Raw genomic sequence first — 23,132 nt, 5'->3', positions numbered from 1 at the left:
ATTAAGGAGTCAAAATGAAAAAACTACTCGTCGCCAATCGTGGAGAAATCGCCGTTCGTGTCTTTCGTGCCTGTAATGAACTCGGACTTTCTACTGTAGCCGTCTATGCAAGAGAAGATGAATATTCTGTTCATCGCTTTAAAGCAGATGAATCTTATCTAATCGGTCAAGGAAAAAAACCAATTGATGCCTATTTGGATATTGATGATATCATTCGTGTTGCCCTTGAATCAGGAGCAGATGCTATTCACCCAGGTTATGGCCTCTTATCTGAAAATCTCGAATTTGCTACTAAAGTTCGCGCAGCAGGTTTAGTTTTTGTGGGTCCTGAACTTCATCATTTGGATATTTTCGGTGATAAAATTAAAGCTAAAGCAGCTGCCGACGAAGCAAAAGTGCCAGGAATTCCCGGAACAAATGGAGCAGTAGATATCGACGGTGCTTTAGAATTTGCTAAAACTTATGGTTATCCAGTTATGATTAAGGCCGCTTTAGGCGGTGGTGGTCGCGGAATGCGAGTTGCGCGTAATGATGCTGAAATGCATGATGGTTATGATAGAGCAAAATCAGAAGCAATTGGAGCTTTTGGTTCTGGCGAAATCTATGTTGAAAAATATATTGAAAATCCAAAACATATTGAAGTACAAATTCTTGGAGATAGTCATGGAAATATTATTCACCTCCATGAGCGTGACTGTTCAGTACAACGACGTAATCAAAAAGTCATTGAAATTGCGCCAGCCGTGGGACTTTCACTGGACTTCCGTAACGAAATATGTGAAGCAGCAGTCAAACTTTGTAAAAATGTTGGCTATGTTAATGCTGGTACAGTTGAGTTTCTTGTTAAAGATGATAAATTTTATTTCATTGAAGTAAATCCACGTGTTCAAGTTGAACATACAATTACGGAACTTATCACAGGTGTAGATATTGTCCAAGCTCAAATTTTGATTGCTCAAGGTAAAGACTTACATAGCGAAATTGGACTTCCAGCACAGTCTGAAATTCCGCTTTTGGGTTCAGCAATTCAATGTCGAATCACAACAGAAGATCCACAAAATGGATTCTTGCCAGACACAGGTAAAATTGATACCTACCGTTCACCAGGTGGTTTTGGTGTACGTTTAGATGTCGGAAATGCATATGCTGGATATGAAGTAACTCCATATTTTGATTCACTTTTAGTAAAAGTTTGTACTTTTGCCAATGAATTTAGTGACAGCGTAAGAAAAATGGACCGCGTTCTCCATGAATTCCGTATTCGTGGTGTCAAAACAAATATTCCTTTCTTGATTAATGTTATTGCTAATGAAAACTTCACAAGTGGTAAAGCAACAACAACCTTTATTGATAATACACCAAGTCTGTTCAACTTCCCACACTTACGTGACCGTGGAACAAAGACGCTGCATTATTTATCAATGATTACAGTCAATGGCTTCCCAGGGATTGAAAATACTGAAAAACGTCATTTTGAAGAACCACGTCAACCTCTTCTTAACCTTGAAAAGAAAAAGACAGCCAAAAATATCTTAGATGAACAAGGTGCTGATGCTGTTGTTGATTATGTTAAAAATACAAAAGAAGTATTATTAACAGATACAACTTTACGTGATGCTCATCAATCCTTGCTTGCTACTCGCTTACGTTTACAAGATATGAAAGGAATTGCCCAAGCGATTGACCAAGGACTACCAGAACTTTTTTCAGCTGAGATGTGGGGAGGTGCAACCTTTGATGTGGCTTATCGTTTCTTGAATGAATCACCATGGTATCGTCTGCGTAAACTACGAAAACTCATGCCAAATACCATGTTCCAAATGCTCTTCCGTGGTTCAAATGCAGTTGGTTACCAAAACTATCCAGATAATGTGATTGAAGAATTTATCCGAGTAGCGGCGCATGAAGGTATCGATATTTTCCGTATCTTTGATAGTCTCAACTGGTTACCACAAATGGAAAAATCCATTCAAGCCGTTCGCGATAATGGAAAAATTGCAGAAGCAACAATTTGTTATACGGGAGATATCCTAGACCCAAGCCGACCAAAATATAATATTCAATACTATAAAGACTTAGCAAAAGAGTTAGAAGCAACAGGTGCTCATATCTTGGCAGTTAAAGATATGGCAGGTTTATTGAAACCTCAAGCTGCTTATCGTTTGATTTCAGAATTAAAAGATACCGTTGATTTGCCAATTCATTTGCATACACACGATACTTCAGGAAATGGAATTATTACATATTCTGGTGCAACTCAAGCAGGTGTAGACATTATTGACGTAGCAACAGCGAGTCTTGCTGGTGGAACATCTCAACCATCAATGCAATCTATTTACTATGCACTTGAACACGGTCCTCGCCATGCCTCAATTAATGTAAAAAATGCTGAACAAATTGACCATTATTGGGAAGATGTGCGTAAATATTACGCACCATTTGAAGCGGGTATTACAAGTCCTCAGACAGAAGTTTACATGCATGAAATGCCTGGTGGTCAATACACTAATCTAAAATCTCAGGCAGCAGCAGTTGGTCTTGGACATCGTTTTGATGAAATCAAACAAATGTATCGTAAAGTTAATATGATGTTTGGAGATATTATTAAAGTAACTCCTTCTTCAAAAGTAGTTGGAGATATGGCTCTCTTTATGATTCAAAATGATTTAACAGAAGAAGATGTTTATGCGCGTGGTAACGAACTTAATTTCCCAGAATCTGTAGTATCATTCTTCCGTGGAGATTTGGGACAACCGGTGGGTGGCTTCCCAGAAGAATTACAAAAAATTATCGTGAAAGATAAAGCCGTAATTACTGACCGTCCAGGCTTACACGCAGAAAAAGTTGATTTTGAAACTGTTAAAGCTGACCTAGAACAAAAAATTGGCTATGAACCAGGGGATCACGAAGTCATCTCATATATCATGTATCCACAAGTTTTCCTTGATTATCAAAAAATGCAAAGAGAATTTGGAGCAGTTACACTACTTGACACTCCTACTTTCTTACATGGAATGCGTCTCAATGAAAAAATTGAAGTACAAATTGAAAAAGGTAAAACACTCAGCATTCGTTTAGATGAAATAGGAGAACCTGACCTCGCTGGAAATCGTGTTCTCTTCTTTAACCTAAATGGTCAACGTCGAGAAGTCGTAATTAATGACCAATCTGTACAAACTCAAGTTGTGGCTAAACGCAAAGCCGAAACAGGAAATCCAAACCAAATTGGAGCTACTATGCCAGGTTCTGTTCTTGAAATTTTAGTTAAAGCTGGTGACAAAGTTCAAAAAGGTCAAGCCTTGATGGTTACTGAAGCCATGAAAATGGAAACAACTATTGAAGCACCATTTGATGGCGAGATTGTTGACCTTCATGTGGTTAAAGGTGAGGCAATTCAAACTCAAGACTTGTTAATCGAAATTAATTAATATAAATTAAACCTACCTTTTGGTTAGGTTTTTTATTTTTCTTCAAAAAAAATATTTAAATTTTCAGAAAATATATAATTTTCGGAATAAAAAGTGTATAATAATGAAATAGATGGAGGCGTTTATGAATTTACTAAGTAAAGAAGAAAAAATGATTAAAAATTCACAAATTCCTAGTGAATTTTACAAAAAGTACAATGTTAAAAAAGGTTTAAGAGACATTAATGGGAAAGGAGTTTTAGCAGGTTTAACCAATATTTCGGCGATACATTCTTTTGATAAAGAAGGAAACCAAATTCCCGGTATTTTAGAGTATAGAGCTTATAATATTAAAGATATTATTAATGATTTAAGAAAAGAAAATCGTTTTGGTTTTGAAGAGATGACTTATCTATTGTTATTTGGAGAACTTCCCACGGCAAATGAACTTCAGGAATTTCAAAACCTTTTAGCCAGTAGGAGAACTCTACCAGAATTTTTTGTCCGTGAAACTATTTTAACCAACCCTTCGAGTGATGTGATGAATTCGATGAGCCGTTGTATACTAGCTCTTGCTAGTTACGATGAGAAAGTTTCAGATATCTCGATTGAAAATGTTTTAGAACAATCTTTGGGACTTATTGCTGATTTTCCACTTCTTGCGATTTACAGTTACCAATCTTATGTTCATTATTTTAAAAAAGAAAGTCTTTATATCCATTATCCTGATCCAAAAATGACGACCGCTGAGAATATTTTACGAATGCTTCGCCCAGACTGCCATTACACAGGGGTAGAGGCTAAAGTATTAGATATTGCCTTGATTCTTCATATGGAACATGGTGGAGGTAACAATTCGACTTTTACAACTCATGTGGTCACCTCAAGTGGAACAGATACTTATGCTACAATTGCTGCTGCCCTCTCTAGTTTGAAAGGGCCTAAACACGGTGGAGCTAATATTAAGGCAGCAAAAATGTTGGAAAATATAAAGGAAAATATTTCTAATTATGAAGATGACGCTGAAATAGAAAAGTATCTCCATAAAATCTTAAATAAAGAAGTTTTTGATAAGCAAGGATTAATTTATGGTATTGGTCATGCCATTTATAGTGTAAGCGACCCACGATTTGAGGTTTTTAAATCCTATGTCGAGATTTTAGTAAAAGAAAAAGGATTGGAAGAGGAATTCAAGTTATATGAAAAAGTTGCAAGGCTAGCTCCTAAAGTAATATCGGAAAATCGAAAAATATATAAAACGATTTGTCCAAATGTTGATTTCTACTCTGGCTTTGTCTATAGAATATTGGAAATTCCACAAGAATTATTTACTCCATTATTTGCGATTGCTAGAATTGTAGGTTGGTTAGCACATCGTATAGAAGAACTAATTAATATGAATAAGATTATTCGTCCAGCCTATGAAAGTGTCTTAGAATCAAAAAATTATATAAAGTTGGGGGAAAGATGAAAAAAATAAGTATTTCTAATAAAATATACCATTATTATGATATCTCAGAAACTGAAAGAATTGAAGACTTTCCATATAGTTTACGAGTTCTTTTAGAAAGTTTGATTAGACAGAAAAATGATGAGAATATCAATCAGGCTCATATTCAATCCGTTAAAGACTATTTAAAAGGGGAAGTTGGTCAAGAAACAGTTTTCTTACCAAGCCGTGTTGTTCTTCAGGATTTCACAGGAGTTCCAGCTATTGTTGACCTTGCGGCAATGAGAGACGCAATGGTTGAATTAGGAAAGAATCCTGAACTAATTAACCCAGAAATTCCAGTGGATTTAGTAATTGACCATTCTGTTCAAGTAGATTTCCAAGGAAATGAAGAGGCTTTTCTGTTAAATTCAAAAAAAGAATTTGAGCGTAATCGTGAACGTTACGAATTCTTAAAATGGGCAGAGCAATCTTTTGATAATTTTAGAGTAGTCCCTCCAGCAACAGGTATTATTCATCAAGTTAATATTGAATATTTAAGTGAAGTAATTACCGAAAAAAATGGCATTTTATATCCAGATAGTGTTTTTGGTACAGATAGTCATACAACAATGATTAATGCCCTTGGTGTTCTTGGTTGGGGGGTAGGAGGAATTGAAGCAGAAGCAGTGATGCTAGGAGAGCCTAGTTCATTGACTGTTCCAGAAGTAGTAGGAGTTAGATTAATAGGTAAGTTAGGAGCATTTGCTACTGCAACAGATTTAGCTTTGACAATCACAAAAATTTTACGAGATGAAAAAGTGGTAGGAAAATTCGTTGAATTTTTTGGAGAAGGACTAAAAAATTTAAGTTTAGCAGATAGAGCGACAATTTCAAATATGGCTCCTGAGTATGGTGCCACCTGTGGATATTTTCCGATTGATAATGAAACTTTGAAATATCTTCGGGCAACAAATCGTTCTGAGGAAGTGGTTGCGCGAGTAGAAACCTATGCAAAGGCAAATAAGTTATTTTATGACGAAAAACATGAACCATACTATAATAAGACGATTAATGTTGATTTAAGTGAAGTAGCAACACGATTATCAGGTCCCTCTCGTCCCCAAGATATGCTTGAATTATCTGAGTTAGCAAATAACTTTGAAGACTTTGCTAAAAAACAAAAACCTCTGAAAGAAGAGGATGGAAAAATTGCAATTGCCGCTATTACAAGTTGTACCAATACGAGTAATCCACATGTTATGATGATGGCGGGCTTACTTGCAAAAAATGCAGTAGAACAAGGACTTGCGGTTCCTAGTTGGGTTAAAACTTCATTAGCTCCTGGTTCAAAAGTTGTTACCTCTTATTTAGAGAAGGCGGGTCTTCTTCCTTATCTTGAAACGTTGGGATTTTATGTAGTAGGATATGGCTGTACAACCTGTATAGGTAACTCGGGACCGCTTTTAAGTGAAATGGAAACAGAGATTAGAAATAAAGAACTGATTGCAACGAGTGTTTTGAGTGGCAATCGAAATTTTGAAGGTCGAATTCATCCATTAGTGAAGGCGAATTATCTAGCAAGTCCTCCATTAGTAGTTGCGTATGCTTTAGCGGGTTCTGTTCGTAAAAATCTAACAACTGTTGCTCTGGGGACTAATCTAGAAGGTGAAAAGGTATATTTGAAAGATATTCTGCCAACTTCTGATGAAGTGAATGATTTAGTGCAAAAATACGTAACAAGTGATTTATATGCTGAAAGTTATGCTAAGGTTTTTGATGAAAATAGAGTCTGGAATAATATCAAAACAAAGAAAAGTGAAGTTTATGACTGGAAATCTGAATCTACCTATATTTCTAATCCACCATATTTTGAAAACTTAACTATGATAAATAAACCGATAGCTTCACTTTCAAATTTGCATGTTTTAGCAAAATTTGGTGATTCTATCACAACTGACCATATTAGTCCAGCAGGGAATATTCCTTTAAAATCCCCAGCTGGGGATTATCTAAGTTCTCGAGGTCTTGCTTATAAGGATTTTAATAGTTTTGGGTCAAGACGAGGAAATGATAAAGTAATGACAAGGGGAACATTTGCTAATATTCGTATCAAAAATCAGCTTGTTGCTCCTCTTGAGGGAGGCTATTCTCTATTCAATAATGAAACATTACCTATTTATGAGGTAGCTAAAAAATATAAAGAACAAGGACAAGGATTAATTGTTCTTGCTGGTAAGGATTATGGAATGGGTTCCAGTCGAGACTGGGCGGCTAAGGGAACAAAATTACTTGGAGTCAAGGCTGTAATTGCTGAGAGTTTTGAACGTATTCATCGAAGTAATCTCGTCATGATGGGTGTTCTTCCCCTACAGTTTCTAGATAATGAAAATGCCGAAACTTTAGGATTAAGTGGTAACGAAAGTTTTTCTATAGAGCTACCAGAAAATCCCAAAATTCATGAAAAAATTACTGTAAGTACTGCCGAAAAAAACTTTGAGGTTCTTTTACGCTTTGATTCTCAGGCGGATTTAGATTACTATGCTAATGACGGCATAATGCCTTATGTGATTCGCAAAAAATAAAAAAATAGGTGAAAATTATTATGAAAATTGAGATGAAAAATGGAAAATTAGTTGTGCCAGATTATCCAGCAATTGGTTATATTAGAGGAGATGGTGTTGGCGAAGATATTTTTCCTCAGGCGCAGAAAGTTTTTGATGCTGCGGTTCTAAAAATTTATGGTCAAAAAAAGAAAATAGAATGGCAAAAATTATTGGCAGGAGGAGAAGCATTTGAGACTTGTGGAGAATATCTGCCCAAAGAGACTCTCGCTCATATTAATGAAAATTTAATTGCGATAAAGGGGCCGCTAATGACCCCGGTCGGTGAAAGCTTTCGTTCAATTAATGTTACTTTAAGACAAAAAATGGATTTATATGCTTGCGTAAGACCAGTTGAATATTTTAAAGGGATAAAATCCCCAGTTAAGGCGCCAGAAAAAGTTGACATGACAATTTTTCGAGAAAATACAGAAGATATTTATGCAGGTATTGAATTTGCTAGTGAAACAAATGAGTCTCACAACTTATTAAAATTTTTAGAAAAAGAATTGAATGTCCATTCTATTCGCTTTCCAAAAACTTCAGCACTAGGAATAAAACCTGTTAGTCCTGAAGGAAGTAAACGACTGGTTAATGCGGCTTTTGAGTACGCTCTGAAAATGAACAAAAAACGAGTGACCTTTGTTCATAAAGGAAATATTATGAAATTTACTGAAGGAGGATTTAGAAATTGGGCCTATGAGGTTGCTAAGGAATATCCAACTTTTACAAAACTAGAATACGATAAAATCAAAAATGAAAGAGGAAGTTTACAAGCTGAAAATGAGAAAAAAGCAGCATTAAAATCAGGAAAAATTTATGTAGATGATGTAATTGCTGACAACTTCCTCCAACAGATTATTTTAAATCCTGAAAATTTTGAAGTAATTGCCACTCTTAATTTAAATGGTGATTATATTTCAGATGCACTTGCCGCACAGGTTGGAGGAATTGGAATTGCACCAGGTGCTAATATTAATTATAAAAGTGGTCATGCTATTTTTGAAGCAACTCATGGAACAGCTCCAGATATTGCTGGAAAAAATATAGCAAACCCTTCTAGTTTAATTTTATCTGGAGTGATGATGTTTGAGTATTTAGGCTGGCAAGAGGTAGCTGAATTAATCAAACATGCTCTTTCATTTTCATTCAGGAATGGAAATTTGACAGCTGATTTAGGTGGAAAACTTTCAACTTCAAAATTTTCCGACGTTTTAATTGATTTTATAAAAACATATTAAAAAAATAGATTGATAATCAGAAAAATAAAAAAGCCCTGAAATCAGGGCTTTTAAAATTTACATCATTATTTTAAGGAATTATTTTCCATAATTTCATCGATGAAACCATATTCCAAAGTTTCTTTGGCATCCATCCAATGGTCACGTTCGGCATCTTTGTGAATTTGTTCAAGTGAACGGTTGGAATTATCAGCAAGAATTTGTTCCAAACGTTTACGAGTTTTCAAAAGTTGCTCAGCAACAATAGCCATATCAGTTTGTTGAGTGCCTTGACCTGTACCACCCATTGGTTGGTGAATAAGATATTCAGCATTTGGCAACATGAATCGTTTGCCTTTTGTTCCGCTTGAAGCAATGATTGTTCCCATAGAGGCAGCCATTCCCATAACGATAGTTTGAACGTCTGATTTGATAAAATTCATTGTATCAACAATGGCAAGACCAGCAGATACAGAACCACCAGGCGTATTTACGTAGAGATAAATATCTTTAGTGTTATCTTGTGCGTCCAAGAAAAGAAGTTGAGCAATGATAGAATTTGCCATTCCATCTTCAACAGGTCCTGTCAGCATGATAATGCGGTCTTTTAAAAGTCGTGAATAAATATCATAAGCACGTTCGCCACGGCTTGATTGTTCAATAACGGTAGGTACTAAATAACCCATAGATTGAATCTCCTTTATAAATAAGATATGAATTTAATTTTAGATAAAATTGAATTCATTTGTTTATTTTTCTATATTATAACTCATTGGTCAAAAAAGGTCAAAGAATATTGTCTTTTTTTATGACTTTTCCTAAAACTTGATAAAAAAAGAGTTTAAACTTTTTTAACGCTTTCAAATTTGTTATAATTATGACATGAATACAGAACTTATTATTGCAATGATTTTTGGTCTGATTATTGGCGCGTGGCTAATGGTTGCAGGCATCTACATTTACAAAATTTATGATGAAAATCGTTATAAGAAACGATTAACAATTGAAAAATTACTTCGTGAAATTGAAGTTCGTAACACACTTAATCAAAAAGTGATTGAAATTCTTAATCGCCCAATTACTGGGAGTGATAAAGAATTAATTAATCCTCAAAGTGATGTAAAAGTTCCTTTTTACGATTATAATTTTTTGAAGAACTACACTTCAATGTATAATTTATACATTCCAACTTACTTTTTGAATACATTTTTCAAAAAGCTCTCTCACCATTTAGCTGTATTTGATGACGAGCAGGACTTGAAAAATGGGGGATACATTTTCAAAGAGTCTCGTACAATTTTCGAGAATTTTTCTGTCGAAATTACTGATGATATTGAGGCAAAAAAACGAGAGTTACAAAAGGCTAAAAATGTTTATCCATCAATGTTGAAAAAACAGCATTATAATATCTAAAGCAGTGAAAAAAGCTACTGATTTCAGTGGTTTTTTTATTGAAAAAATTTGTGAAAAAATTTTGAAAAGGTCTTTTTTTAAGTCTATAAATATGGTATAATTGTACAATCATTGATGTTTAATACTATTAGATAAATAAATATACACGAAGGAGAGACGATGATCACAATCTATACAGCACCCTCTTGTACGAGCTGTAAAAAAGCTAAAACTTGGCTTTCATATCACCACATCCCATTTAACGAAAGAAATCTCATCGCGGATCCTTTATCAACAACAGAGATTAGTCAAATTCTACAAAAATGTGACGATGGTGTTGAAGGATTAATTTCAAGTAGAAATCGCTTTGTGAAGACTTTGGGTGTTGATTTTGAAGATATTTCACTTTCACAAGCAATTAAAATTATTTCTGAAAATCCACAAATCATGCGCCGTCCAATTATTATGGATGAAAAACGTCTTCATGTTGGATATAATGAAGAAGAAATTCGCGCTTTTTTACCTCGTACAGTTCGTGTTTTAGAAAATGGTGGCGCTCGTTTGCGTTCAGCAATTTAATTCATAATTAAAATATTCATTTATTGGAATTTTTATAGACGCATTTGCGTCTTTTTTTATTGAAAAAAACCACTGCAAGAAAGGAACAATGGTTTTTTGTTGAGTGCATAGTAATTGTTATTGGATAATAAAAGAAAATGAATTAAAAAAATGTTTTATGGTTATTGTTATCTTTCAAATTCAATATCATCAAGTGTTGTGGCTGAAATAAAAATTGTGGGTAAGTATGGATCAACTGCAGAAACTGCAGCAAGTGAAAGGAGCAGTAGACTTTTAAATTCCATGATAAACCTCCAACCAAAATGTATTTGTGAAAATATTATAACACAATTTTCTGAAAATTCAACCTTTTTGTTTTTCTTATCTGATGCTTGAGGTAATTATTTTTGAAGGAGCTTTACTTGCCATTCGTTTCCTTCTTGAATAATTCCCCTGAGTGAATTGATAAACATAACGAGCCAGGTAAAAGCTATAGCAAATGCAATAATTTCAAAGACCGTTAATGAGAGATAGTGAATTCCCATAAAGGCAACGGCAGACAAAATTAGTGCTATCAAAGCAGTCCAAGATAATGCTAAAAATTCTTTAGAAACGGTGGGAACTAACCATTTAAGAAAGATAATCATAATAAGGACAACCGCAACCAGACTAAATGCAGAATTATTATGTATAGGCATTGTCCATGATTGGGCTGGAAAAATTCCGACGAAAGCAATCAAAAATGCTATGAGAATATAAAAAACACGAATTATTTTAAATTTATAATTGTAAAGGCTACTCTTAGAAAACTCAGCAAATAGAAAATCAGTTATGGTAAGAAGAATAAGAGCAGAAAATATTAAGGTGATATTGAACTGCCAGTGCTGTGTGGCTTCACCAGTTCCTAAGAAGCTGAAATTATGTTGCCACCAATCTTTTTGATTGTTTGTTGCCATTGAAACAAGAATACCTCCTATGAAAGTGGTAAAGAGGAGCAAAATAAGATTAGGTAAAGTGATGGAAAGAGCTGCTGAAATAAGAAAATAAAAGATGATTCCAACAAATACTAAGACAAGAAACCCTGCAGTAAAGGGGTCAAAAGTTACTCCGCTAAATGTTTTGCCAATTATGTACCAAAAAATGATTTGAACAGCGAAAGAAATACTTGTATAGGCTACCGATAACGTTAAAGTTTCTCTAAAAATTTTAAATTTAGATTTGGATAAGTCACAACTTTTGCGAAGATATGTCCATATGAAACCAAAAAAACCAAAAAGAGTTGATAGAATTATGCTCAAACTTGCAACAGAGAGGTGACGACTCCCCGTAAATGCGATTTGTGGATGATTGGTACTTAAAAAGATAAGCAATGCAATTATTCCAGATGCTAAACTAGGTACTATAAAATAGTGTAAAGCTAAATTTTGTTTATTGGTATGATTAATTTTCGGATTTTCTAATAATATCTGTTGATTTTCTAAACGGATTGATAGTTGGCCATTTTCTGCATAATCACTTAATTTATTATAAAGTTCTTCAGGGATTTCTAAGTAATTTTTAGTCATGATATTCTTTCTAGCTTTAAAATAATGGAAAATTCATTTATATAGTACATATTATAAATTCATACATTCTAATAATATTTTACCATTTAACTTAATAAAGGGGCTACTGGAACTTATTTGTTTTGAGAACGGAGGGGTAATCTGAGTTTTAATATAATTATACATTGTGTTGTAGTCAAAACAATATAAAATGGATTGACTTATGATATGGATAATGTTAAAATATAATTAATTAAATAAACGACTAGGTTGGGCGCAAGCTTCAAGACATATCTCCAAGGGTGAGGAGATTGTTTTGAGGTTTGCGCTCTTTTTTGTCGTTTTTTACTAGAAAGGGATGATATGAAATTTTATCAAAAATCCAAAGAAGAATTATTACATAGTTATGATGTTAATATAGATAGAGGACTTTCGAGTACTCAGGTTACAGATAATCGAGAAAGATATGGTGAAAATAAACTTCCAGAAGAAAAGGAAGAAAGCTATTTAAAAGTATTCTTTAAAAGTTTTAAAGAACCAATAATCATTGTTTTATTAGGGGCAGTCGCTCTATCATTTTTTAGTTCATTTTATTCATTCCAAATAGTTGGAGATAAAAAACATGGTTTAGAATCTTTATATGAAGCGATTGCTATAGCTATTTTGATTATTATAAATGCATTTTTAGGTTTTTGGCAAGAAATTAGTGCTCGTAAAAATTTAAATTCACTAAAAGAAATGAACAATCGTTTTGCATCTGTACTAAGAAATGGAGCCTTAGAAAAAATTTCATCAAATGAGCTAGTTGTTGGTGATATCGTAAAAGTTACAGTAGGTGACTTTGTGGAGGCCGATATAAGATGGTTAGAACTTGATGAACTTCAATTAATTGAGTCTCATTTAACGGGTGAAGCTGATGCTATAATAAAAAATATAGAGGTCATTAATGAAAACGTCGAAATTGGTGATCAAACGAATATGGGATTTTCTGGCTCTATCGTTTCAAATGGACAGGGAATTGGAATAGTCGTAGCCACAGGAGAAAACACAGAACTTGGGAAAATTTCTCAGTTGATGAAAGATGAGGGAATAAAATCATCTCCATTACAAGAAACCGTAAAAAAACTTACTAAAACACTGATGAAAATATCCGCTGGGATTGTTTTATTAACTTTTGTATTTGGATTAATCAGTTCTGGAGAATTTTCAATTAACTCAATTACTTCAGTATTTTCAACCTCAATCGCTCTCGCAGTTGCCTCTATTCCAGATGCTTTACCAGTTGTTCTCTCAATAGTATTGACAATCGGTGCAGTCAAAATGTCAAAAAATAAAGGTCTGATTAAAACACTAAGTAGTGTGGAGACTTTAGGGAGTACTTCTTACATCTGTTCTGATAAAACAGGTACATTGACCCAAAATGAGATGACCGTTACAAAATTTTATGCTAATGGTCAACTGTATAATGTGGATGGTCTGGGATATCGTTCCATTGGTGAAATTCACTTGGCATCAAAAGGTGAAAAAAATGTAAATTTTGCTCAATTTATGAAAAATATCGTCTTGTGTAATGATTCAAGTGTCAAAGAAGTTGAGGGGCAAGTAAAAACTTTTGGTAATCCTACAGAAGTTGCTCTTACCGTTCTTGGCAGTAAAGCCAGCTATAGTAAGAATAAGTTATTAAAAAACAATAAAATTATAAGAACTCTTCCTTTTAGTAGCAGTAGAAAAATGATGAGCGTCATTGTTCAAAATGATGAAGGATTTTACGTTTATACCAAAGGAGCACCAGATGTTTTAATGGAAAAAGCTTCGGGGATTTTGATTGGAGATATAGTTGACCAATCTGATCAGTCAAAAGATAACTTTATTAAAGTGGTAGATGATTATGCGGATGAAGCACTAAGAACCTTGGCTGTGGCCTACAAAAAAGTTGATGAAGAAGAGGCATTATACGGAGCCACGGAAGACGTAGAAAAAGATTTTATATTAACGGGAGTTGCAGGAATAATTGATCCTCCACGAGAAGAAGTGAAAGAATCTATCAGACAACTTCATGATGCAAATATTAATGTGGTTATGATTACAGGGGATCATGAAAAAACAGCTCGTGCGATTGCCTATGATTTGGGGATTGTAAAGGAAAAAAATGCAACAGTTTTAAAGGGAATTGACCTTGAAGAAATGTCAGATCAGGAGCTTTATGCAGAAGTAAAAAATGTTAATGTTTATGCAAGAGTGACACCAGAGCATAAGCAACGTATTGTTAAACAGCTCCAAAATCATCAACAAGTTGTTGCTATGACTGGAGATGGAGTAAATGATGCTCCAGCTTTAAGAGCTGCTGATATTGGAGTGGCGATGGGAATTACTGGTACAGAAGTAACTAAAGATTCTGCAGATCTCATTTTATTAGATGATAAATTTACAACGATAGAAAAATCAGTTTATAGCGGTCGTACTATCTATGCTAATATAAAAAACTTTATGAGACACGAACTGACAACAAATGTTGCTGAAGTTTTGGCCCTTGTATTAGGTTTAGTTTTATTTAGAAGTAGTGTTGGAAATGTTGCAGCAATGACTCCAACATTGACTGCTTTAATGGTTCTTTGGGTTAATATGGTGAGTGATGCGATTCCATCTTTTTCTTTGGGTTATGATGTTGCCGAAACAGATTTGATGAAAGAAAAACCACGGAACCCTAATGAATCTATTCTTGCTAACCACACGTGGTCTAGGGTTTTGATTAGGGGAACAGTTATGGGAGCGATGGTTTATCTTGGATTTCTCCTGGCTGCTCAAAATGGATTGAACGCTAGTGAAGCACAAACAGTTGCTTTTCTGACTTTAGTTTATGGACAATTATGGCATGTGTTTGATGCGAGAAGTTCCAGAACACTGTTTAGACGCAATCCTTTTGGGAATATTAGACTTGTTGGAGCAGTGTTATTTGCAGGAGTTTCTTCATTTTTAGTAACAATCATTCCGTTTTTCAATAGTGTGATGGGAACTGCTCAGTTAACATTACCTGTATATCTACTTGTGATTTTTATTCCTGCTCTACCTACATTAATATTGTCAGGAATAAAAGAAGTTTTTAAAATAAAAATATGGTAAATTGATGCAAAAAGTACTTACTTGAGTAAGTGCTTTTTGTATGTTACTAATTACAAACTGATATTTGTTTTTGATTTCTAAATTTGCAATTTAGAACATTACCTAATATACTTAAAAATATCAGGAGTGCTGTTTTATAAGGGCTTTTTCGTTTTTTTTATTGTTTGATATTTTACTTTATAGCTTTTAATAATAATTAAAAATGAAAAATATGATGATAATGAGTGATTTTCGTAAGCTATATATTACAATATTTCTTTTTGTTATGTTATGCTGTGATAAATTGGTGGATTGCAATCAAAAATTAATTATTTTCGATAATTATAAATCCATACTAAAATAAAGTTGGGAGAATAACATGAATTTGATATGACTTAGTAATGTAAAAGAAAATTAATTACAAGGTTTGAATTGAGCGGTTTATAACCCAAATTAGAGAAAGGATTTATAGGAGCAAAATTTTTCTGCTATAAATATAAAAAAATGAAACGTAATTCATCAATAGATTTAATGAAAAGTAGTGCAATATTCTTTGTTATTTCGGTCCATTTTTTATTAAATTCGGGCTTTTATGATATGACAATTCATTCCACTTTAGGGATTTTTTGGATTGGGATAAGAACGATTTTAATTACTTGTGTGCCCTTGTTTTTAGTAGCAACTGGATTTTTAATGAATCGAAAAGAGTTAAGTGCTCAATATGTTCTGGGAATATTTCCTGTCATCATTTCATATATAGGCATATCTTTATTAGTATGGGGAGTTCTATCTCTTGTTGGAAAAGGAAGCGACTTCTCTACAGCCATAAATGGAATTTTTGATTATTCAACCGATTCTTACTCTTGGTATGTTGAAATGTATTTAGGACTTTATCTCTTTATCCCTTTATTAAATATTATCTGGAATTATAAAAAAGAAATAAAAAATTATCATTTATATATTGTCTTTATCGCAAGTTTGCTAACATTCTTACCCTCTTTATTAAATAGTTTTGGAAAAGTAATTCCGGATTATTGGCAAATTTGTTATCCTGTCAGTTATTATTTTATCGGAGCTTACCTTTATACCTATCAAAATGAAATAAAGAAAATTTCAATAGGAAAACTTGTTACAGCGTTCTTAAGTGCACTTACGGTTTTTACTTTGACGGACACTTTTGCAAGTTGGAATCAGGAATTCCAGTGGCTAGACCACAATGATTATTTTGGTTATCAAACAGCCATAATGACAGTATTAGTTATAGCAATCTTGTGGAGAATTCCCATTCCAAAATGGAGCGTTAGGTTGCTAAAGGCTCTATCTACCGCCACTTTGACTATCTATCTTATATCTGATTTAACGGATCAGTTTGTCTATGAATTTTTTAAGCATGAAATTCCAAACTTAAGTCAACGAGTGATAGCAGGACCGATTATTATTCCAGTAGCCTTTACTAGTGCGGCATTACTAGGAATTTTTGTGGGAAAAGTTTTAAATTTTCCTTTTAAGAGAAAAAAAGAAAGAAAGGAAAAATAAAACTATGATAATCTCAACAATGGTAGATGTTTATGCTGTTTATTATCCGATTATCTTGTCTTTCGTTTGGGCAAGTGGTGCTTTTTTATCTCGATGGAAAGAAAGAGATAAGAAAGCAATTGATGAAGCAAAAGAATTTGAAAAAATTAGTATTGTTATTTCTGCATACAATGAAGAAGAAACGATTGAGGAAGTTTTATTATCACTACGTAATCTAAATTACCCTTCCCTAGAAATCTTTATTGTTGATGATAAAAGTAGTGACCGCACTTTGGAGAAGCTTTATGAAGTAAAAAAATCTTTCGACGATTGGGAAGCATTAACTATTCTTGAGCAAAAGGAAAATAAGGGAAAAGCCACGGCTTTAAATGTTGCTTTGCAACAAGTTACCAGCAAATATATGCTTGTTATTGATGCGGATTCATATCTTTCTAAAGATGCTCTATCTTATTTATTGGCCGAATTAACTTCTAGTTCAGATATTGGGGCTGTGACTGGACGACCTATTGTTAGAAACAGAACAACTCTATTGGGGAAATTACAAACCTTAGAGTATTTATGTGTGATTGATGCGATTAAGAGAGCACAAAGTCTTTTTCTAGGTGCAATAATGACCGTATCAGGTGTGATTGTTATGTATCGTGTAGAGGCTTTGAAAGAAATTGGTGGCTTTAATACCGAAGTGATGACGGAAGACATTGATGTCACTTGGCGACTTCATCGTAATCAATGGAATGTCAAATATGTCCCTAAAGCCTTAAGCTATATTCTCGTTCCTGAAAATTTAAAATCTCTTTTAAAGCAACGGAGAAGATGGGCAGTTGGTGGAGTAGAAGTATTAATTTCAAATTTATCATGGGTTTTTAAAAGAGGAGAATTTAAACATGGGTTTCTTTTGATTGAAATGATTTGTAGTCATATTTGGAGTTGGTTTTTCTTAATAGAATCTTATCAGTATTTTCTCCAAATGCTGTTAAATCAAGAATTCAAAGTATCGGGTCAAATTATCGTGATTTTTGTTCTTATTTCATTTTTTGTATTCTTTTTAGGACTTAATAATGATAAAGGGGAGAGCCGCTTATCTTTGACTGATAAATTAATATTTCCAACTTATCTTGTTGCTTATTGGTTTCTAAATTTGATTAGTGCTCTTTCTGCTGAAATTGTTGTTTTAACTAATCGGACAAATAAAGGAAAATGGGAAAGTCCTGATAGAGGGGTGTAATAATGGAATTAGTAATACGTAAAAAAATGAAAAAACGACATTTTTTGGAATTCTTGGCTGTTTCACTATGTTGGCTGTTTATATTAATTGTTTTCGTTCTTTTATTAATCTCTTTGCTGGGGATATATAGTGATGGAATTATCTCTGTTTTTGTAATCATTGGGTTTCCAATAACAAATTGGGAAGATATAATTTATGATTTGTTTTGTCTTCTTTCAATATTAACGATTCCTAGTCTTTATATTTTAACGAAGGAGGCTTAGATTTATAATATGAAATTTAGTAAAAAGAATATTTTTTTGATATTGATGTTTGCTCTTATTGCTATATTGGTGTTTATGTCCACACGTGAAACAAAAAAATATGTACAAGATGGAAAAAAGGAGCAGCCAGATTTTGCTTATGAGAGTTTGCTTAAAGACAATGATGGAATTATTGTTCTTTGTTATCACCGTGTGTTAAAAGATACGGTGGTTACAAATTTCGCTTATTCAATTTCGCATAATTCTCAACTCTATGAATATAATGTATTCTTGCAAGATTTTGAACAGCAAATGACATTTTTAAAGAAAAATCATATTAAAGTTTTGACTAGTTCAGAACTGATAGAGAAGCTTAATAAAAAAGAGGTGATTGGCAAAGCAGTAGTGGTTACCTTTGATGATATTGATAAATCTTTGCCAGAGAACGCTTATCCAATAATGAAAAAGTTAGACTTACCCTTTACACAATTCATTATTACGGGGAAAGTTGGACAAACCATTGATGGGTCACAAATGTCGACTTGGAAAGAAATAAAGAAAATGAATGAAAATCCTTTGGTTACTTCAGGACTACATACGAATGACTTACATTATCAAGAAAACTTTGAACCGATTTTATCTACTAATATTTCAAAAAAAGTAGTGCAAAAAGATTACCAAAAAAGTCAGAAAGCATTTGATGAGAAGTTAGATCAAAAAGGAAAAGTTTTTGCTTATCCTTATGGAGCACAAAATAAAGACTTAGAAGATTATATGCTACAAGATGGAATTCAAGGAATATTCACACTATCTCCAGGTGTAGTGACTAATGAAACACCATATAGTAATATTCCTAGGTTGATTGTTACGAAGGATAATTGGAAAACTATCAAACATTGGCTCTTAAGTGAAGGGCACAATAGTAAGAGAAAATAAGAAGGAGATATTCATGAAGGCGAAGAATAAGTCATTTAAATTATTAATGGTTCTGAGTTTATTGATGTGCTTGGTTGGAATTAATTTATTTACAACTTCAAATGTATTTGCTGCTGACTATGGAAATAAATTTATAACGGGACATGAATTGACTGATGATTTGGGAAATCCGAAAACAGATTTTGGTATTTATGATGATGTTCAGGCTCATTGGGATTTTGATATTCCAGTGGGAAGCGTTTCTCAGGGGGATACAATGAGTGTCAATGTTCCTGATTTATTAACTTTATCAAAAGATATTACTTTTGAAATAAAAGATGAAGCCGGAAATATTATCGGAACGGCGGTTACTAATCATCTTACGGGGGTGGTAACTGTTACTTTTTCAAAACTTGTTGAAAATGCAACTTCAGATATTAAAGGTTCATTTTCCGTTTGGGTTAATTGGGATGAACAAAAAGTAGAGGAAGACACAACGGTAGTAGTTGATTGGAAAGATGGAGGAACAACAGAGATTAACATTGGTCCAGCAACGGGACCGGATAAAGATGAGGTACTTTATAAATGGGGATGGGTTGACGAGAATGATTCAACCTTAATTCATTGGCAGGTTCGGATCAATTATGCTAAAGAAAATATCCAGAAAGCTATTTATACTGATATTATTGGTGGGAATCAGAATTTAGTTTCTGGTTCGATTTCAGTAGCTAATGTGACATATAGTAGTGATGGAGAGAATTATAATGTTGATAGCTATTATCCTCAGGCTAGTATTTTAGAAAATGGCGTGAACGGATTTACCGTGAATTTAGGTGATATTTCAAATACGATTATTATCGATTATTCAACGAAGGCAACGGATGGGGGGCTTTCTCAACAGTATGAAAATAGAGGAGAATTGACGGGAGAAAATATTGAAAAACAGATAGTGGAAGTTCATACTCCTAACAATGGTGGAAATGGAAATGCAAGTATGAAACTTTCTATTTCTGGAGAGAAAACTTGGATTGATGATAATAATGCACGTGGTTTAAGACCAAGTTTTATTAGTATTGAGTTATATCGGAATGGAGAGAAAGTTGATTCACGAGATGTGACGGCTAAAGAAAATTGGAAATATTCGTTTACCAATTTGGATAAGTATGATGAAAGTGGGAAACTTTACGATTATGATGTAAAAGAGGTGCCTGTTAGTAATTACATGAGTCAACAGGAGGGGTATAATTTTATAAATACAATCACCCCTGTTAAAGAAGAAACTCCTGAAAAACCCGACCAATCAATTATTACTCCTAGTTCATCCTCACAAGTAATGTCGGTTTCGTCTTCTTCAATTGAATCAGAACCTTCTGAAGAGTTGCCTAAAACGGGGGATAACCCAAGGGATTTTTTCAAAGTGTTGGGAATACTTCTATTGATTTCTGGGGGTCTTGGAATGATTTATATTAGGAGAAAATCAAAAATTTAATTATCTGAGATGATGTAAAAGAAAAGGAGTTATCAATTATTTGAAACTCCTTTTTATATATTGTAGGCTCTCAACTTTTATGAAAGTGTTGAAGACTTTTTATTTTTATATACAGTAATCGTGATTTGACATAAACATCCGATGATAAAGCCTAAAACCGCCGGAAAAATCCAACCCATTCCTAGGGAGAAAAAAGGTAGAAAGTCTTTAGCAAAATTAATTATTACTGATATGAAAGTAATTGTGTGAAGATTGGCTGGAAGAGCATTGAGTCCGTCGATAATAGCCGCTAAAAGTGTAAAAGCAGTTGTTATCTGATAGACGAGTCTAGAATGTTTAAAAAGCGGGCTTAATAAAGCTAATAAAATAAGGATAATGGCTAAGGGATATAAAAACATGAGGACTGGAACTGAAAGTTCTATAATTTTTGTCAAACCAATATTTGCAAAGATGCAAGGAAGAATACTTACGATGAGCAGATAAAAACGGTATTCTTTTTTAGGAAATAATTCGACAAAGGTTTCAGAAAAGGCAGACATTAAGCCAACGGCTGTTTTTAAGCAAGCGATGATGACAATGAGTGCTAAGATAATCATGCCGAAATTTCCTAAGTAGTGGTTGGAAATTTGAGCGAGAGCAATTCCACCATTTTCACTAATAGCAAATTGCCCAAGACTCATAGCACCTAAGTAAGAAAGGCAGGTGTAAATAATAGCCATTAATCCTACACTGATGAGTCCGGCTTTTATGGTTTCTTTAGCAATAATTTTAGGATTTCTTACGCCACGTTGTCGAATAGTTGTGATAATAATGATCCCAAAAGCTAAGGCAGCCAAGGCATCAAGAGTATTGTAACCTTGTGTAAAACCTGTCAAAATAGGAGAGGCTTGATAGGCTTTACCAATTTCTGCTTGGCTAACTTTTCCTAATGGATGAGTGAAAGCAATGACCAAAATAATACCTAACAAAACCAAAAAGAGGGGATTTAAAAATTTTCCGATATAATCTAAGAGTTTTGTTGGCTTTCTAGACAGGAACCAGGCGGTTCCAAAGAAAAGGATACTAAAAAGAGCCAATAGTGGAGCTTGGAGGTCATGACTTAAAAAAGGTGAAATTCCAATTTCAAAAGAAGTGGTTGCTAGGCGAGGAAGAGCGAAAAAGGGACCAATAACGAGATAAAGTAAAATTGTAAAAATATAAGCATAAATACGATTGACTCGGGAAGCTAACTCAAATACCCCGTTACTTTGAGAAATTCCCAGAGCTATAATTCCTAAAAAGGGAAAGCCAACTGCTGTAATTAAAAAACCAAAATTTGCTTGTGAAATAGTGGCTCCGGCTTCTTGACCCATATGTATTGGAAAAATTAAATTTCCTGCACCAAAAAAAAGTCCGAATAACATTGACCCTATAAAGAGGTAATCTTTACCAGCTAATTTTTCCTTCATAAATACTCCTTATAATTGATTTGTTTGATAGATAAAATAATGAATTATTATAGCAAAAAAATTGTGAATTTACAACACAATTTTATAGAAAACATGACGATTGATGTTATTAAGTCTTTTAAATTATCAAGTAAATTCAGTGTTAAAGTAAAGTTTGAAGAAAATTTTTTTCTCTTGCTTAATTTAGAATACATAAAAAAGACCCCGCTAAAAGGTCTTTTATATTTAAAGATTAGCTTATTTCAAAACATCAGTTAATTCTTCTTTGTGTTCTCTGAAATATTTGACGGCATAGGGGCAAGTGGCTCCTAATTTTAATTGTTCGCGTCTTGCTTTTTGGATTCCGGCAAGAACTAATTTTTCGGCTAGGCCTTGACCGCGATAGTCAAGTGAAACGCCAGTATGAGTGATTATTATTGAATTATTCATAGGCATATAGGCCATTTCACTAATGACTTCTCCTTTATCTGACAGGAGTTCAAATAGATTTTCTCTTTCAATAATGTTCATTAGTTTTTCTCCTTCGCCAAATATTTTAGTGCTCCAGAAGGGCATCTATTGATTACTGATTGATTGGAAGCGACATCGCCATTATCGGGGATAATCCAAGGCTTACGGCCAACTTCAAATACTAAAGGATTTCCTCTAACACATTCACCTGCATGTTCACAAATTGCTACATTGTAATAAATATCCATGTTTTCACCACGATACTTACGATAATCATTTTTCAATAGTTGTTCTTCATTCGCAGCTTCGCCAAATAATTTTGAATTATCCATTTTCTTCCTCCTGTTTACGATTGTATTTTTTTATATGACATTTGTCAAGCTGCTTTATCAGAATGATATCTATAGAAAGCATTAAAAAATAATATAGGGGTCTAGGAAGAGATGAAAGAGATATACAGATATGTTATAATATAAATGCTTATTGACTTTTTTTTCTTGGAAAAAAATGAAAATATGTTTTAGGGTTGATTAAATAAAAGTAAAATTAATTAATCAATGACAGATTAATAAAAA

The 23,132-nt window shown here is 33.5% G+C and carries 16 protein-coding genes and 1 other annotated feature; of the genes, 11 read left to right on the top strand and 5 right to left on the bottom strand.

Annotated features, from left to right (window positions below; genetic code table 11):
* Window positions 1-14 precede the first annotated feature (14 nt).
* The 4 genes from LDP15_RS06490 to icd all read left to right on the top strand — a co-directional run bounded on the left by LDP15_RS06490 (window position 15) and on the right by icd (window position 8,680).
* Window positions 15-3,428, top strand: coding sequence for a pyruvate carboxylase (locus LDP15_RS06490; RefSeq protein ID WP_225513507.1), 3,414 nt, complete (start codon window positions 15-17; stop codon window positions 3,426-3,428).
* Between the two features lie 124 nt (window positions 3,429-3,552).
* Window positions 3,553-4,878, top strand: a complete 1,326-nt coding sequence (locus LDP15_RS06485) for a citrate/2-methylcitrate synthase (protein WP_015425965.1) — start codon at window positions 3,553-3,555, stop codon at window positions 4,876-4,878.
* On the top strand, window positions 4,875-7,421 hold the full coding sequence (gene acnA / locus LDP15_RS06480) for an aconitate hydratase AcnA (protein ID WP_225513508.1): 2,547 nt from the start codon (window positions 4,875-4,877) through the stop codon (window positions 7,419-7,421). Before LDP15_RS06485 ends, acnA begins: the two co-directional genes overlap by 4 nt.
* 20 nt (window positions 7,422-7,441) lie before the next feature.
* On the top strand, window positions 7,442-8,680 hold the full coding sequence (gene icd, locus LDP15_RS06475; protein WP_042230136.1) for an NADP-dependent isocitrate dehydrogenase: 1,239 nt from the start codon (window positions 7,442-7,444) through the stop codon (window positions 8,678-8,680).
* A 65-nt stretch (window positions 8,681-8,745) separates the two neighbouring features.
* Here icd and LDP15_RS06470 read toward each other — a convergent pair whose 3' ends face one another.
* A complete protein-coding gene (locus LDP15_RS06470) occupies window positions 8,746-9,345 on the bottom strand; it encodes an ATP-dependent Clp protease proteolytic subunit (RefSeq protein WP_003129593.1) in 600 nt (199 codons plus the stop codon).
* Window positions 9,346-9,541: 196 nt separating this feature from the next.
* Between LDP15_RS06470 and LDP15_RS06465 the strand changes: the two genes are divergently transcribed.
* Together LDP15_RS06465 and spx are read left to right on the top strand one after the other, a co-directional pair.
* Entirely contained in the window at window positions 9,542-10,072 is a 531-nt protein-coding gene (locus LDP15_RS06465) for a hypothetical protein (protein ID WP_003129594.1), read from the top strand.
* Between the two features lie 159 nt (window positions 10,073-10,231).
* Window positions 10,232-10,630, top strand: a complete 399-nt coding sequence (gene spx / locus LDP15_RS06460) for a transcriptional regulator Spx (RefSeq protein WP_003129597.1) — start codon at window positions 10,232-10,234, stop codon at window positions 10,628-10,630.
* Window positions 10,631-11,010: 380 nt separating this feature from the next.
* Here the strand turns inward: spx and LDP15_RS06455 are convergent, their stop codons facing one another.
* Entirely contained in the window at window positions 11,011-12,174 is a 1,164-nt protein-coding gene (locus LDP15_RS06455) for a hypothetical protein (protein WP_015425969.1), read from the bottom strand.
* A gap of 247 nt (window positions 12,175-12,421) precedes the next feature.
* Window positions 12,422-12,465, top strand: a sequence feature (sodium ion sensor (DUF1646 type); this cis-regulatory element may regulate processes involved in with the transportation of sodium ions).
* A 51-nt stretch (window positions 12,466-12,516) separates the two neighbouring features.
* Between LDP15_RS06455 and LDP15_RS06450 the strand changes: the two genes are divergently transcribed.
* From LDP15_RS06450 to LDP15_RS06430, 5 genes are all read left to right on the top strand, one after another.
* The gene (locus LDP15_RS06450; RefSeq protein ID WP_015425970.1) at window positions 12,517-15,273 is read left to right on the top strand and encodes a cation-transporting P-type ATPase; all 2,757 of its coding nucleotides are present in this window, start codon (window positions 12,517-12,519) and stop codon (window positions 15,271-15,273) included.
* A 483-nt stretch (window positions 15,274-15,756) separates the two neighbouring features.
* Window positions 15,757-16,788, top strand: a complete 1,032-nt coding sequence (locus tag LDP15_RS06445) for an acyltransferase (protein ID WP_015425971.1) — start codon at window positions 15,757-15,759, stop codon at window positions 16,786-16,788.
* 4 nt (window positions 16,789-16,792) lie between these two features.
* On the top strand, window positions 16,793-18,013 hold the full coding sequence (locus LDP15_RS06440) for a glycosyltransferase (protein WP_015425972.1): 1,221 nt from the start codon (window positions 16,793-16,795) through the stop codon (window positions 18,011-18,013).
* A gap of 272 nt (window positions 18,014-18,285) precedes the next feature.
* Window positions 18,286-19,191, top strand: a complete 906-nt coding sequence (locus LDP15_RS06435; RefSeq protein WP_225513509.1) for a polysaccharide deacetylase family protein — start codon at window positions 18,286-18,288, stop codon at window positions 19,189-19,191.
* Between the two features lie 13 nt (window positions 19,192-19,204).
* Entirely contained in the window at window positions 19,205-20,659 is a 1,455-nt protein-coding gene (locus LDP15_RS06430) for an LPXTG cell wall anchor domain-containing protein (protein ID WP_042230143.1), read from the top strand.
* A 77-nt stretch (window positions 20,660-20,736) separates the two neighbouring features.
* Here LDP15_RS06430 and brnQ read toward each other — a convergent pair whose 3' ends face one another.
* From brnQ to LDP15_RS06415, 3 genes are all read right to left on the bottom strand, one after another.
* Entirely contained in the window at window positions 20,737-22,107 is a 1,371-nt protein-coding gene (gene brnQ / locus LDP15_RS06425; protein WP_225513510.1) for a branched-chain amino acid transport system II carrier protein, read from the bottom strand.
* Window positions 22,108-22,344: 237 nt separating this feature from the next.
* Window positions 22,345-22,617: a GNAT family N-acetyltransferase gene (locus LDP15_RS06420; protein ID WP_225513511.1), complete on the bottom strand. Its 273-nt coding sequence runs from the start codon at window positions 22,615-22,617 to the stop codon at window positions 22,345-22,347.
* The gene (locus LDP15_RS06415; protein WP_015425977.1) at window positions 22,617-22,889 is read right to left on the bottom strand and encodes a (4Fe-4S)-binding protein; all 273 of its coding nucleotides are present in this window, start codon (window positions 22,887-22,889) and stop codon (window positions 22,617-22,619) included. The genes LDP15_RS06420 and LDP15_RS06415 overlap by 1 nt, the downstream gene beginning before the upstream one ends.
* Between the last annotated feature and the right edge of the window lie 243 nt (window positions 22,890-23,132).

Origin of the sequence: Lactococcus sp. SK2-659 (assembly GCF_020218185.2) — a bacterium.
GTDB classification, from domain to species: domain Bacteria; phylum Bacillota; class Bacilli; order Lactobacillales; family Streptococcaceae; genus Lactococcus; species Lactococcus lactis.
The sequence above is the reverse complement of the archived record's forward strand: the minus strand, read 5'-3'. Positions and strand labels throughout refer to the sequence as shown.

What these genes read in the sequence shown, in the direction of transcription:
- LDP15_RS06490 (WP_225513507.1), top strand. Translation starts at nt 15, where the DNA reads ATGAAAAAACTACTCGTCGCCAATCGTGGAGAAATCGCCGTTCGTGTC.
- LDP15_RS06485 (WP_015425965.1), top strand. Translation starts at nt 3,553, where the DNA reads ATGAATTTACTAAGTAAAGAAGAAAAAATGATTAAAAATTCACAAATT.
- acnA (WP_225513508.1), top strand. Translation starts at nt 4,875, where the DNA reads ATGAAAAAAATAAGTATTTCTAATAAAATATACCATTATTATGATATC.
- icd (WP_042230136.1), top strand. Translation starts at nt 7,442, where the DNA reads ATGAAAATTGAGATGAAAAATGGAAAATTAGTTGTGCCAGATTATCCA.
- LDP15_RS06470 (WP_003129593.1), bottom strand. Translation starts at nt 9,345, where the DNA reads ATGGGTTATTTAGTACCTACCGTTATTGAACAATCAAGCCGTGGCGAA.
- LDP15_RS06465 (WP_003129594.1), top strand. Translation starts at nt 9,542, where the DNA reads ATGAATACAGAACTTATTATTGCAATGATTTTTGGTCTGATTATTGGC.
- spx (WP_003129597.1), top strand. Translation starts at nt 10,232, where the DNA reads ATGATCACAATCTATACAGCACCCTCTTGTACGAGCTGTAAAAAAGCT.
- LDP15_RS06455 (WP_015425969.1), bottom strand. Translation starts at nt 12,174, where the DNA reads ATGACTAAAAATTACTTAGAAATCCCTGAAGAACTTTATAATAAATTA.
- LDP15_RS06450 (WP_015425970.1), top strand. Translation starts at nt 12,517, where the DNA reads ATGAAATTTTATCAAAAATCCAAAGAAGAATTATTACATAGTTATGAT.
- LDP15_RS06445 (WP_015425971.1), top strand. Translation starts at nt 15,757, where the DNA reads ATGAAACGTAATTCATCAATAGATTTAATGAAAAGTAGTGCAATATTC.
- LDP15_RS06440 (WP_015425972.1), top strand. Translation starts at nt 16,793, where the DNA reads ATGATAATCTCAACAATGGTAGATGTTTATGCTGTTTATTATCCGATT.
- LDP15_RS06435 (WP_225513509.1), top strand. Translation starts at nt 18,286, where the DNA reads ATGAAATTTAGTAAAAAGAATATTTTTTTGATATTGATGTTTGCTCTT.
- LDP15_RS06430 (WP_042230143.1), top strand. Translation starts at nt 19,205, where the DNA reads ATGAAGGCGAAGAATAAGTCATTTAAATTATTAATGGTTCTGAGTTTA.
- brnQ (WP_225513510.1), bottom strand. Translation starts at nt 22,107, where the DNA reads ATGAAGGAAAAATTAGCTGGTAAAGATTACCTCTTTATAGGGTCAATG.
- LDP15_RS06420 (WP_225513511.1), bottom strand. Translation starts at nt 22,617, where the DNA reads ATGAACATTATTGAAAGAGAAAATCTATTTGAACTCCTGTCAGATAAA.
- LDP15_RS06415 (WP_015425977.1), bottom strand. Translation starts at nt 22,889, where the DNA reads ATGGATAATTCAAAATTATTTGGCGAAGCTGCGAATGAAGAACAACTA.